At 40.9% G+C, this 13,643-nt stretch carries 14 protein-coding genes; 13 read left to right on the top strand and 1 reads right to left on the bottom strand.

The features are described 5' to 3' along the window. Positions 1-119 precede the first annotated feature (119 nt). From NZ896_02350 to NZ896_02315, 8 genes are all read left to right on the top strand, one after another. Positions 120-1,061 carry a magnesium transporter CorA family protein gene (locus NZ896_02350; GenBank protein ID MCS7116293.1) on the top strand — a complete coding sequence of 314 codons (942 nt, stop codon included), beginning with the start codon at positions 120-122 and terminating at the stop codon, positions 1,059-1,061. Between the two features lie 97 nt (positions 1,062-1,158). After that, on the top strand, positions 1,159-2,058 hold the full coding sequence (locus tag NZ896_02345; GenBank protein ID MCS7116292.1) for a GDP-mannose 4,6-dehydratase: 900 nt from the start codon (positions 1,159-1,161) through the stop codon (positions 2,056-2,058). Positions 2,059-2,141: 83 nt separating this feature from the next. Then, entirely contained in the window at positions 2,142-2,564 is a 423-nt protein-coding gene (locus NZ896_02340) for a 4Fe-4S binding protein (protein MCS7116291.1), read from the top strand. Beyond that, the gene (locus NZ896_02335; GenBank protein ID MCS7116290.1) at positions 2,561-4,324 is read left to right on the top strand and encodes an aldehyde ferredoxin oxidoreductase family protein; all 1,764 of its coding nucleotides are present in this window, start codon (positions 2,561-2,563) and stop codon (positions 4,322-4,324) included. The genes NZ896_02340 and NZ896_02335 overlap by 4 nt, the downstream gene beginning before the upstream one ends. A 678-nt stretch (positions 4,325-5,002) precedes the next feature. After that, on the top strand, positions 5,003-5,560 hold the full coding sequence (locus NZ896_02330; GenBank protein ID MCS7116289.1) for a CBS domain-containing protein: 558 nt from the start codon (positions 5,003-5,005) through the stop codon (positions 5,558-5,560). A 122-nt stretch (positions 5,561-5,682) separates the two neighbouring features. Further along, positions 5,683-6,393 carry a UMP kinase gene (gene pyrH, locus NZ896_02325; GenBank protein ID MCS7116288.1) on the top strand — a complete coding sequence of 237 codons (711 nt, stop codon included), beginning with the start codon at positions 5,683-5,685 and terminating at the stop codon, positions 6,391-6,393. A 91-nt stretch (positions 6,394-6,484) separates the two neighbouring features. Continuing rightward, positions 6,485-6,712, top strand: coding sequence for a DUF2116 family Zn-ribbon domain-containing protein (locus tag NZ896_02320; protein MCS7116287.1), 228 nt, complete (start codon positions 6,485-6,487; stop codon positions 6,710-6,712). 176 nt (positions 6,713-6,888) lie between these two features. Beyond that, complete coding sequence (locus NZ896_02315; GenBank protein MCS7116286.1) at positions 6,889-7,914, top strand: carbamate kinase; 1,026 nt, start codon at positions 6,889-6,891, stop codon at positions 7,912-7,914. Positions 7,915-8,033: 119 nt separating this feature from the next. Here the strand turns inward: NZ896_02315 and NZ896_02310 are convergent, their stop codons facing one another. Continuing rightward, positions 8,034-9,191, bottom strand: a complete 1,158-nt coding sequence (locus NZ896_02310) for a pyridoxal phosphate-dependent aminotransferase (GenBank protein ID MCS7116285.1) — start codon at positions 9,189-9,191, stop codon at positions 8,034-8,036. Positions 9,192-9,341: 150 nt separating this feature from the next. On the opposite strand from NZ896_02310, the gene NZ896_02305 reads away from it, so the two are divergent. From NZ896_02305 to NZ896_02285, 5 genes are all read left to right on the top strand, one after another. Then, positions 9,342-10,232, top strand: a complete 891-nt coding sequence (locus NZ896_02305; GenBank protein MCS7116284.1) for a 3-hydroxyacyl-CoA dehydrogenase NAD-binding domain-containing protein — start codon at positions 9,342-9,344, stop codon at positions 10,230-10,232. 93 nt (positions 10,233-10,325) lie between these two features. Further along, positions 10,326-11,609, top strand: a complete 1,284-nt coding sequence (locus NZ896_02300) for a UbiD family decarboxylase (GenBank protein MCS7116283.1) — start codon at positions 10,326-10,328, stop codon at positions 11,607-11,609. 9 nt (positions 11,610-11,618) lie between these two features. After that, complete coding sequence (locus NZ896_02295; GenBank protein MCS7116282.1) at positions 11,619-12,824, top strand: aconitase X catalytic domain-containing protein; 1,206 nt, start codon at positions 11,619-11,621, stop codon at positions 12,822-12,824. After that, entirely contained in the window at positions 12,821-13,213 is a 393-nt protein-coding gene (locus NZ896_02290) for a DUF126 domain-containing protein (GenBank protein MCS7116281.1), read from the top strand. Before NZ896_02295 ends, NZ896_02290 begins: the two co-directional genes overlap by 4 nt. A gap of 102 nt (positions 13,214-13,315) precedes the next feature. Beyond that, on the top strand, positions 13,316-13,643 hold a 328-nt coding region (locus tag NZ896_02285), incomplete at its 3' end, for a hypothetical protein (protein MCS7116280.1).

Below are 13,643 nucleotides of genomic sequence, written 5' to 3'. Positions count from 1 at the left end.
ACTATAATAACTACTAAACTGCTTGAAAGATCACCAAAAATACCACTAAAGAAATCAATTAATAAAAAATTACCGCTACTAATTAATAGTCGAGTTGAGCAAAGTAGTGAAGGGGAGTTATGAAAAAATTAGAACAGGTAAGTTGTGAAGGGGTTACATGGATAAATATTGAAAAACCTACGCGTGAAGATATCGAAGCATTAGCTCAATACTACCCATTTCATCGATTGGATCTTGAAGATTGCCTTTCAAAGATCCAACTTACCAAAATCGATGAGTATGAAGATTATTTGTTCATCATACTCCATTTTCCCATTATAGATGATTCAACGGGGATGGTCCGATCGAGCCAAGTATCTATCTTTTTAGGTAAAGATTACTTGGTCACGATCCATCAGGGCGATCTTAAACCCCTGATAAATAATTACCGAATATGCAAGATCGATGAGAGTAGACGTGAAAAGATGGTCATCAAGGGATCTGTGTATATTCTTTACCAAATAATCGACAGTTTGGTGGATGATATCTTCCCTACATTAAATAAACTCATGGAAGAGCTGTATCAGATTGAAGATAAAGTCTTTGACGAAAAGGTTGAAGCGGTCCGTGAAGTTACATTTTTAAGGCGTAAGATTGCGGATTTGAGGAGGATTATATTCCCTCTGAGAAGGGTGATGAAGGAGTTAACGATAAAGGTACAGAGGTTTTCTAGACAGGATATCTCAAACTACTTTGATGATATAAATGACCATATTGAGAAAATCTGGGAGACACTCGAGGAATGTAAAGAAACTATAGAGATTTACAAAGATACAGACTTTATACTCGCTACAGAGAAGACCAATAAGATCCTTGCCCTCCTCACAATAGTCTTCACTTTGTCCATTCCAGCTACAGTGATAGCCACTTTTTATGGAATGAATATCCCTCTACCGGGCGGAATTGAGACAGGGCCTTGGACCTTTCTTGGCCCTTATACAACTCTAATCATAATAACTATCATATCGATAATCCCCGCTCTGGTAATGCTTGTGATCTTTCGCCGCTTGGGTTGGATTTGATCCACATTTGTGAGGAATATTAAATTAGGATAGAGGTATGAAGCTGATTGAAAGAGTGAATAAGTTTATAAAAGGATTATAAGAATGCAAGATTGAGTTGAAGGTTCTGGTAACTGGTGCTAGCGGTTTCATCGGTAGACATTTAGTGAAGTATTTAAGAGATCGTGGCTTTACAGTTATAGATCTAGATTTAAGATCCTCAACGATAATCGGTGATGTAACCGATTGGAGCTTTGTATCATCTTTAGAGCATTTAGATTTTAATAGCATAGTCCACCTTGCAGCGATGGTAGAGATTAAGGATAGTTTGAGCGATATGTATGGGTGCTATCGGGTAAATAGTTTTGGCACACTCAATCTACTCGAATTGGCTTTTAAGAAGAAAGTTGAAAGATTCGTATACGCGAGTAGTGCGAATGTATATGGATTACCATTGGAGCTCCCGGTGAAGGAGACCACACCCTTCAATCCACGGACTCCCTACGACTATTCGAAGGTTATAAGCGAGTATCTGGTTCAAAGCTACTACACCAACAGGGAGTTACCGATCGTAATACTGAGGAGTTGGAAGCTCTTTGGAGAGTATGAAAATGAAAATAAGGTCATTCCACGCTTTATAAAGTCCTGTTTATTGAATCAACCCATCACTCTTTATAATGGCGGAAGGGATACTACAGACCCTTACTACATCTTGAATTACTGTTACGCCGTAGAGTTGGCCCTTACGAAGGATGAAGCAGTGGGCGAGGCTTTTAACGTGGGTACGGGTAATGAGCTATCTATAAAAGATATTGCTGAAAATATTAAGAAACTCACCAACTCTAAATCGGAGCTTCAATTTTTGCCTCCCAGAACTCCAAGAGAAGAAATCCCTATGAGGAGTTATCCATCGATCGAAAAGATAAAGTCGAGACTGGGTTATAGGCCGATAGTGGACTTCGTAGAGGGTTTGGAAAGGACGATCAGATGGATGAGTGAGCGATTAAACCTGAAATGATCCATTTAATCTTAATTATTCTTTTTAATACGCTATAGCGAAATATTAACAGGGTTTATAAAGAAGATGGCTCCAAGACATCTATGATGGTTTCTTCGAGACTCTCGGTCGTAGATGTAGATTTATGTGTAGGTTGTCAAAGTTGCATGTTCGCATGTACAAGAAGGTTTGGGGAAGGTGGCTTAAGCAAATCCTCAATTCATGTGAGGTCTGCTGGCGGTTTTGAAAGGGGTTTTGTCGTTATTGTATGCAAGGCGTGTGAAGATCCACCATGTGCAAGGGTCTGTCCGACCGATGCCCTAAGATTAAGGATCGGTGGAGGAGTAATACTAAGAAAGGAGAAGTGTATCGGGTGTGGTAATTGTGTAAAGGCCTGTGTAATCGGTGCCGTATTCTGGGATGACGAATCCAATAAGCCAGTAATCTGTATTCATTGTGGTTACTGTGCCAAATTCTGCCCCTATGGTGTCATTAAATTGGAGACTCAAGAGGGTGGTAAGGCTTGAGTTTAGAAGCGATACCGAGTAAAATCCTTTACATAGACTTATCATCGAGGAGCTTTTGGGTAAAGGATAGGCATGAGCTCTTTCAAAAGTACCTCGGCGGTGCTGGTGTAGCGATAAAGCTTTTACATGAAGAGATCAAGCCGAATGTAGATCCACTCAGTGCCGATAATGTAATAGTCTTTACTGTTGGTCCATTGACGGGGATGTATCCCTTAGCATCCAAGACTGTGGCCATGTTCAAATCTCCTCTAACGGGCAACCTCGGTGAAAGCCATGCGGGTGGTAGAAGTGCCATATCTATTCGTATGGCAGGTTATGGAGGGATCGTGATCAAGGGTGCGAGCGATAGACCTATCTATCTCGCTATACATGGTGATAAAGTTTCTTTCCGTGACGCATCGACACTCTGGGGCATGAGAAGTAGTTATACCGTCGGAAGGGTATTAAGAGAATTTGAAAGTGGTGCAGGTATAAGGAGTATTATGAGAATAGGAAGGGCCGGTGAAAGGCTCGTTTCCTATGCATGTGTAGTTACAGAAACGTATCGCCATTTCGGTAGACTCGGTTTAGGAGCCGTATGGGGGAGTAAAAGATTAAAAGCCTTGGTAATATCGGGTAGACGCTCCATCAAGCCTAAAGACCCAAAACTTTACCGAGAAGTTTATAACTCGATATTCGATGCAGTCACCAAATCACCGCTCATGAAGAAGTACCACGAGCTCGGTACATCGATGAATATAACCCCATTGAATAAGTTAAGAGCTTTACCGACAAGAAATTTGAAAGAAGCCCACTTTGAGGATGCGGATAAGATTTCGGGAGAGGCATTTGCTGAAAGGTTCTTGGGTAGAAGGGTTGCCTGTGCCCACTGCCCTGTAAGTTGCATACACCTCGCCATACTTAGAGAGCCCTACGTTACGGAGCCTTACTTTTACAAGACTACGATGATCAGTTATGATTATGAGTTGATCTACGCTTTAGGCTCGATGCTCCGGTTATCATCACCTGAAGGTTTGCTCAAGTTGATCGATGAAGTTGAAAAAGAGGGGTTGGATGCGATGAGTTGTGGTGTAGCATTGGCATGGGCTACAGAGATGCTGGAAAGAGGATTGATAACGAAGGACGATTTGAATGGTATCACGCTAAAATGGGGCGATTTTGATAGTTATATAAGGGCTGTAGATCAACTTGTAGAGCAATCTACAGAATTTTATAAAGCTTTAGCGAAGGGTGTTGAATATGCATCGAAGCGTTATGGTGGTGAAGAATTCGCTTTAAGCTTTGGAGGGAATGAAATGCCCGGTTATCATACGGGCCCGGCTGCGCATATTGGTTATCTTACTGGCGCAAGGCATAGCCATCTTGACGGAGCAGGTTACAGCATCGATGAAAAGTCGTTAGCATCTAATGTGAAACTCAATGTAGAGCAGATAGTGGATAGTTTGATCAAAGAGGAGAGTTGGAGGCAGATTCTTAGTAGCCTTGTAATATGCTACTTTGCTAGAGGTATTTACAGGCCAGATATGGTGGTGAAAGCGCTAAAACCACTCGGTTACGATCTTAATGAAGAAGATTTGAATAGACTCGGTATTGAAATCTTGCGAGAGAAGTACCGATTTAAATTTAGAGAAGGTTTCGATATCAAAAAGTTGAAATTACCTAAAAGGGTGAGTGAAACACCTTCGCCATCAGGCCAAATATCGCCAGAATTTGTAATGGAAGGTGTGAACCTTTACATAAAGAAGCTTAACTTAGAGTGAGAGATTGATAATTTTTGGACCATCTCATTCCTCTTATTGTTATGTGAAGGGTAATTTATCAAAACTTTTCACAGGTAAGAGTTTTGAGGACTGATGTGATTAAAAGAAATGGAGAAATCGATCGCTACTTAAAGCCCTATAAGATGTTATCTCTCAACCTTTTACTGGTATAATGATCAATTCTTAAGGAAAAAGTTTAATAACTCCTTAAAGGATGGTAAGGTGGAGACCTGTATGCCTTGGATCGTTAAAGTAGATGAAGATAAATGCACTGGAGAGGGTGAATGTGTTACAGTCTGTCCTGTCTCTGTCTTCGAGCTACAAGGGAAGAAGGCTAAAGTTGTTCGTGGTGAGGATTGCGTAGGCTGTATGGCGTGCATATCTGTATGTCCCAGCAATGCAATAACAGTAACAGAGTACTAATCGTTGACGAAGGATAATTAAAATTTCTTTTATCTAACCTTTCCGGGGTTCTTTTATTTTTATCTCTCCAAATGATATGCCATTCGCATCCAATTTCACCATAAAGGCACCGATTCTGTTAGAAAAGAAGGAAAGTCTTCAACGATGAAAGGTGATAAGGTTAGGGATGTTAGAAGAATGGATGTTAACGATGTAACATTTTATATCACACAATACTAAACTAATACTTATGAATAACATGGTGATAATAGCGATATGATGCTACCTAAACTTGAATACATCAAATTAACGAGGCAGAGATTGGGTATAACTCAGCGTAAACTCGCTTCTTTATGTGGAGTGAGTGCCTCTTTGATCAACCAGATCGAAACTGGTAGATGCAAACCAAGTTATGAAACCGCTCGAAAAATCTTCGAAATTCTCACAAGTTTGAACGACCAAACCTCTCTAAAAGCTGGCGATATTTGTACGCGTGAGATTGTATCGGTAAATCAGAATGATACAGTAATTACAGCCGCGAATAAGATGATGGAGAAGGGGTTCAGCCAATTACCCGTAATGGATGGGAATAAAATTGTAGGGTTGATCACCGATGGGAGAATTATGAAAGAATTCGTGAATAAAGATTCTAAGACGGTAGCCCGCTTAACTGTGAAAGAATTGATGGAGCCTACACCTCCGATCGTCGATGAATCTACACCTGTAAGGGCTTTGATTCCATTGATAGAATTCAGTAAAGCGGTCTTGGTCGCTAAACAAGGTAATGTTATAGGAATAATCACTACAGCCGATATTCTAAAGCTCATGTTGTAAAAAAATAAGAAATACGTTTAGAAATACATTTGGAAGGGTGTAAAGATTAATCATCCATAAATGCAGGAAGATCTTTGGAAAAAGACTATATAGGTAACTTTTATTCAACTTATTGGAATTATATGGCAATACCAAGAGTATCAGAGCAAGAGTCGCCCATTCGAGTAGTAATAAAGTTGAGTGGTAGTCTATTCAAATGGGGTATGAAAGCATCGGACCTTGAAGGTATTGTGGAGCTCTGTAAGGAGCTAAAGGCCAAAGGTGTGCAACCCATCCTTGTAGCGGGTGGTGGAGAGATCGCTCGTCATTACATCTCATTAGGTAGGAGTCTAGGTGCTGATGAAACGAGCCTCGATGAAATGGGTATCGCTGTAGCTAGATTAAATGCTTCTCTATTGATCAGCTCTCTAAAAGGGCTCTCTTATCCGACCGTACCCAAAAACTTAGATGAAGTGGTTCAGAGTGTGGAAAGTGGTAAGATCGTAGCCGTTGGTGGCTTACATCCGGGGCATAGTACAAATGCTACCGCTGCACTAATAGCGGAGCGGGTGGGCGCAAAGTTGTTCATCAATGCGACGGATGTGGATGGAGTATATACTTCCGATCCACGAACCGATAAAGATGCAAAATTGTTGAAGAAAGTAACGATAAAAGAATTGATGAAGATTTTACTGGAGGGTAAAATGAATGCGGGAACTTATGAATTGATGGATCTGGTAGCCCTAAAGATCATCGAGCGCTCAAAGATTCCAACGAGGATCATTAAATACTCAACTCTCAACCTAATAAGGGTTATAGAAGGAGAAGATTTGGGCACAATAGTAGAAGTTTGATACGATTTAATCGTACTTATTCGATTCTAATGCAGATCATCGTGATAAATAGATTTAAAAGCCATTAGAAACTATTATAGGGAGGAAAGAATTGAGTGTAAAGTCTAAAGATAAGGATGTATCGATACCACCTCATACTCATTGTAGAGTGTGTGGTCGATCCATACCATTACAGAAAGATTACTGCTCTAACGAATGTAGATTGAAAGAAATGAAACATATGCAGAGAGCGAAGAGGATGCAGAGGATAACTACGCTCCTATTCTTAGCTTTATTCGGCATATTCATCCTTATGATGTACCTCACAAAACCCTCTTGAAATTGTAAGAGCACATCATAATTTGAAGATATTTAGGGTTTTATATCCACATATTCAAGATATTCAATTTAAAATTATAGTAAATTCCTCCAAAACTAAAAACTCCAAAAATTTATATATGTATTTCACGTAAACTATTACCTCTCCACCTTTCAACAAAGGTGGAAAATATACTCATGGTTAAAAGAATACTCATCGCCCTCGGTGGAAATGCTATAAAAAGAGCGAATGAAGAAGGCACTACGGAAGAACAATTTCGGAATATAGCGATAACTTGTGAGCATATAGCACGCCTTTTAAAGAGGTTGGATGAAGATGATAGAATCGTTATAACACATGGCAATGGTCCTCAAATAGGTAACCTCTTGATTCAGCAGGAGGAAGGCTCAAAGTTCGTTCCACCACAGACCCTAGATGTACTCTGTGCGATGACCCAAGGGCAGATCGGTTATATGATCCAACAGACCCTTCAAAGATATCTGAGGGATGTTGGTGGTAGATGGGCAAAGAGGCAAGTAGTCTCTATAATAAATCAAGTATTGGTAAGCCTTGAAGATCCCGACTTCCTTGATCCTTCGAAACCGATCGGTAACTTCTTAACGAAGGATGAAGTCGAAAGGCTCGTGAGGGAAAAAGGTTTCGTCGTCGATCCACCACCGGGAAGAGTTTACCTAGATAAGAAGATCTCCGGGCTTGTGATTAAGCGAGTCATGCCTATGGAATTGAAAAGGCCCTTTAGAAGGGTCGTCCCTTCACCCGAGCCCATCAAGAATATTGAGGCCGATTTGATTAAGATGATGGTCGATCAAGGTGTTATAGTAATCGCTTCAGGTGGTGGAGGTATTCCTGTCGTGATGGATAAAGATGGTAATTTGAAGGGCGTATTCGCGGTAATCGATAAGGATAAAGCGAGTGAAAAATTGGCTGAAGCGATCGATGCAACCGAATTCATAATTTTAACGGACGTTGAATATGTCATGTTGAACTTTGGAAGGCCTAATGAAAAACCTATCTATAGGATGTCTGTAGAGGAGGCAGAAAGGTACCTTGCCGAAGGCCACTTCGCTAAAGGGAGTATGGAACCAAAGATTATTGCAAGTATAAGATTCCTTAGATGGGGTGGTGAGCGGGCTATCATATCATCTTTGGACAAACTTGTCGAGGCCTATGAAGGTAAGACCGGTACTCATATATACAGATGAAATTGAAAGATTGGAAAATAGAATTAATGATATAGGTTTATAGGTTTAAAAGGACTGATTCCAAAGACATTAAACTCTACGAAACGATGTTATGTTATTGTGAATGAATAGAGGTATCGTTAAGATAATTTTGAAACAGCTTCAGAGATTCTCTTCAGACCCTCCATGATGCACTCTTTTGAAGTTGCGTAAGAGATTCTTATATGCTTCTCACCACATCTACCGAATGCGCAACCTGGTGTAACAGCGACCCTTGCCTCTTTCAAGAGGAACTCTGAGAGCTCCAATGAAGTTTTATTGAACGTGTAAGATGGGAATACATAGAATGCTCCAGCCGGTTTTTTACATTTGAAACCTGGAATCTCATTTAAACCTTTACAGACGATCTCTCTCCTCTCTTTAAATTCCTTTATCATCTCATCGACGGGTTTACGGTCTCCTTTTAATGCAGCGATTCCCGCTTTCTGTGCAAACGAGCATACACATGTAAGAGTGTGTTGTTGTATCTTATTCATCGCCTCGATGATCGGTTGAGGCCCTACAGCCCACCCTATCCTCCAACCGGTCATGGCAAAAGTTTTAGAGAATCCATTTACGGTGATGGTTCTTTCGAACATACCATCTAATGATGCTATAGAGTAATTCCTCCCTTCGTACACTAACTCTTCATAAATTTCATCCGAGACTACCAAGAGATTGTGATCCTTCGCTATATCGGCTATAACCTTCAACTCATCTAATGTGTATACAGCACCTGTAGGGTTCGATGGTGTATTAATGATGATCATCTTCGTTCTTGGTGTAATGGATGATTGTAAAGACTCCTGTGTTAATGCGTAGTTATCCTCTTCACGTGTTTCAACAAATACTGGTTTCCCTCCGGCAAGTTTTACACAAGCTTCATACGTGACCCAGCTCGGATCTGGTATTATTACCTCATCACCTTCATTTATACATGCCATTACCGCCAAGTAGACCGCCAATTTCGTCGGCGTTACTAAAACTTCTTTTGGTTTACAAGGAATCTTATTATAGTTGTTACACCTCTCTGCGATCGCCTCTCTCAACTCATAAATTCCCATGGAGGGAGTATAATGGGTGAATCCAGAGTTGAGCGACTCTATAGCTGCATCGATGATATGCCTAGGTGTTGTAAAATCTGGTTCACCCACAGCGAACGATATGATCTTGATCCCTTTTCTCTTCATTTCATCCACGAGATTCGCAAGTTTTACCGTTCCCGACTCCTCGATCTCACATACCCTCTTAGCCAACATCCTTTATCACCACATTTGTGATCATCAACTATAAAATAAATTTTTAGGAAATTTTTGAGTGATTATAATGATTCTGAGAGTGCGATTTTGATCATTTAAAACCTTTAAAACCTTAAATTTTACCTTTCAAAATAGTAGTTGGTGGTAACTTTGAAAGTAGATGAAGTTCGTAAAGTAACGGTCGTTGGTGCAGGTATCATGGGAAGTGGTATCGCCCAGGTTTTGGCTATGAACGGATACGATGTTACTCTAATAGATGTGAGTGATGAGATCTTAAAGAAAAGTTTAGAAAGTATAAGGGCCGGACCATTCGGCCTTAAGAGATTGGTCGAAAGGGGGAAGCTTACAGAAGATCAAGTCAATAACATCATGGCAAGAATACATACCACTACCGATTATAAGATCGGTTGTAGCGATGCAGATATCGTGATCGAAGCGATCCCTGAAGATTTAGAGTTAAAGCACAAAGTATTTAAAAAGCTTGAAGAGTTCTGTCCAGAACGTACAATCTTAGCATCTAATACTTCGAGCATCATGATTAGTGAGATTGCATCGGTTTTGAAGAGGCCTGAGAGAGTTGTTGGAATGCACTGGTTCAATCCCGCACCTGTGATGAAGTTGATCGAAGTTATAAAGGGCGCTATGACAAGCGATGAAGTACGTGATCTAATTATGGATTTCTCAAAGAAGCTTGGTAAAGTGCCTATAGAAGTGAAAGATGGTCCGGGCTTCTTTGTAGTTAGATTCTTAAATGCAATATTGATGGAGGCGATTCGCCTTTATGAGCAAGGGGTAGCGGGTGTTAAGGAGATCGATGAAATGTGCAAACTCGGCCTCGGTTGGCCGATGGGTCCCTTTGAGCTCATGGATTTAGTAGGTATAGATGTGATTTACCATGTTGCAGAGTATTGCCATCAAGTATTGGCCGATCCTTACGTAGCACCACCGGTAACTTTGAGAAAGATCTTCCATGCAGGATACTTGGGTAAAAAAGCGGGGAGTAAAGGCGGCTGGTACGATTACTTGGGTATAAAAAAGTAAAAATTAATTTTTATTTCAACCTTTCATCAACCTTCACAAACTAATATTCAATTTTAGTAACGTTTAACACCATGTAGTTAATAGAAAAGGGTGATGTATAAAGATGAAGGTTTAAGAAGCATCATAGAGAGCAAGGAAGTTTTAAAGATTAAGAATAAAGTATCGACAAGGCTCGAAATCACCAAATATCTGATGAATTATAAGCGCCCAATTCTCTTTGAGAATATCGAGAGATATGAAGGCTTTAGGATCATTGGCAATTTATGTAGCTCGAGGGAGCTCATTGCAAAATTCCTAGGAGTATCGATTGAAAATCTCCTTATGCATCTTACAAATGCATTGAATAGACCCAGTCTATATCAAATCGTTGATGATGCAGAATTTTTAAAGAATAAGGTTGAGGAGCCTAACGTTATAAAGCATATCCCACTCGTCATGTACTATTCGTGGAAGAAGAGGTATTATACTTCAGCGACGATAATCCTTGCCCGTGACCCCGATACAAATAGACAGAATGCGAGTTTTCACCGAATGATGTACCTTAAAGGCAATAGATTTGTGGTGAGGCTCGTTGAACGAGATCTATACAGTTTCTATATGAAGAATAAGAGCGTTGGTAAAGATACGAAGGTAGTGGTGATATGTGGTGTAAATCCAGCTATAGCACTGGCAGCAGCCACCTCACGCCCAAATCTGAATGAATTGGAATTAGCAAATACATTGCTTAACGATCGATTAAAGTGTATTAACCTTGAAGGGATAGATGTGCCGATCGAGTCCGAGGTCGTCATGGTGGGGAGAATACTTCACAATGAAGTTGCTAAGGAAGGCCCATTCGTGGACCTCACTTCTACTTGGGATAAGATCCGTGAACAACCAGTTCTAGAAGTGGAGCGATTGTATATGCGTAATGATCCAATATGGCAAGTGATACTGCCAGGCGGTTCTGAACATCGATTGCTTCAAGGTATACCTCAAGAACCAAGGATCTTTCAGATCGTGCAAAATGCTGTACCGACAGTTAAGAATGTGGTATTAACGAATGGTGGTTGCAATTGGCTTCATGCAGTCATCTCTATAAAGAAGTTATCGGAGGGTGATGGGAAGAATGCGGGTTTGGCAGCACTAGCGGCACACCCGAGCTTAAAGAGGGTGATCGTGGTAGATGAGGATATCAATATTATGGATCCAGAGGATGTAGAATGGGCTTTAGCAACGAGGCTCCAGCCTGATAAGGGTATCGTATTCATACCGAATGCGAGGGGCTCATCCCTTGACCCATCTTCGGGCAAATCTGCTATAACGACGAAATGGATCATCGATGCTACGATACCTTTAGATAGAGATAAAAAAGATTTTATGAAGGTAAAGAGCTAGGTATGGGTGATGTATCTCACACCGAAAGAGGAGAGGATCTTAGCTGGCGAAGAAGGTGAAGTTAGACAGAAGGCGATGGAGATCATCGTAGCCATCGGGGAGATTTATAATGCAGACCGATTAATCCCGATAAGCTCAGCCCACATCTCTGGTACAAGTTATAAAACTATTGGTGATGCGGGTATCGAATGGATCGAGTCCCTAACATCTACCAAATTCTCCGTACCTACTACGGTAAATCCCTTCGGTATGGACCTTGCACTATGGGAGATTATGGGTATAAGAAAAGATTTTGCTGAAAAGCAGATGAGGATTGTAAATGCATTTCTCAAACTCGGTGCAACACTCACCTGTTCATGTATACCTTATTTGATTGGAAATATCCCTAAATTCGGTGAGCATATCGCATGGGCCGAATCATCCGCCGTATGTTACGCTAACTCTGTACTTGGAGCGAGGACCAATAGAGAAGGTGGGCCATCGGCCCTTGCATCGGCTATCATTGGCCTCACTGGTAACTTTGGTTACCATTTAAATGAGATGAGAAATCCTACAGTAAGGGTTAAAGTAGAGGTCGATTTGAATGAGGAGAGTGATTTTGGTGCTTTGGGGCATTACGTGGGTAAGCGAATCGGTAATGGTGTACCATACTTCACAGGAATAAAGAGGGCAAGTAATGATGAGTTAAAATCCTTATCGGCCGCTCTGGCAGCCTCAGGCGGTGTTGCATTATATCATATTAAGGATATCACACCAGAATCGAGCATAGTTAAATCTGATGGTTTGGAAGAAATTAACTTCACAAAGAGTGAGTTAAAAGATTCATATGAAGAGCTCAGTACAGTCAAAGAGGGTAAGGTCGATATAGTCTGCTTGGGCTGCCCCCATAGCTCTATAGAAGAGATTAAAAAGGTTGCAGAGATGATCAAAGGTAAGAAAGTTGCACCAAATACGAAGCTCTGGTTATTTACATCGCTACCAACAAAGATCCTTGCCGATCGGTGTGGTTATTCGAAGGTGATCGAGGAGGCTGGAGGTAATATCTACTGTGATTGTTGCATGGTCATCGCGCCGATCGAAGATCTGGGATTTAAGGTGATGGCTGTGAATTCCGCCAAAGCGGCAGTATACGTACCTACACTCTCGAAGATGAACGTCGTATTCGGGAATTTAAAAAGGTGTATCGAAATTGCAATTTCTGGTGAGGCTAAATGAAGAAAATTAAATGTCGTAAGATATCGAAAGGTGTTGGTGAAGGAGTATCACTCGTCTCTAATGCTCCTATAAGCTTTCTAGGGGATGTCGATCCCAAGACTGGTTTAATTGTGAATAAGAACCATCCGCTCTATGGTAAATCGATCGAGGGAAAGGTTTTAATCTTCCCTACTGGTAGAGGCTCGACCGTCGGCTCCTATATCCTATATCAGTTATCGAAGAATGGTAAAGCTCCAAAAGCTATAATCATGAAAGAAGCTGAACCGATAATCGCTGTAGGTGCCATTATATCCAATATACCATTGGTGGATAAGCCAGAAGTCTTCGAATTTAAAGATGGTGAAAGGATCACCGTCGATGCCGATCATAATGAGATAATTGTACATTAATAGTTAATATAGTTAATATCTGCTTACAGAAAGACAAAATCTAAACTCACAGCATCGGTGAAAAGGTTATTTAATCCGAGAACCTCATTAATAAAGATCTCTATGGATTGGGGAATGAGGAATAGACTTGCCCATCTTATTCAACGCGATGGTAGAGCGCTCTTCTTACCCATCGATCATGGATACTTTCAAGGCCCTACCCATAAGCTTGAGCAGCCTGGTAAAACGGTCGCACCACTTTTACCTTACGCCGATGCGATAATGCTCACCCGTGGTATTCTCCGCTCATGTATAGATCCATCGATCACGAAGCCCATCATTTTGAGAGTTTCGGGCGGTACGAGTATCATTGGCGAGGATCTATCACATGAAGGAATTACGACTTCGGTAAAAGAGGCGATTCGGCTCAATGCGGCTGCCGTATCTCTTT

Source organism: Nitrososphaerales archaeon (assembly GCA_025058425.1).
Classification (GTDB): Archaea; Thermoproteota; Nitrososphaeria; order Nitrososphaerales; family JANXEG01; genus JANXEG01.
The sequence above is the reverse complement of the archived record's forward strand: the minus strand, read 5'-3'. Positions and strand labels throughout refer to the sequence as shown.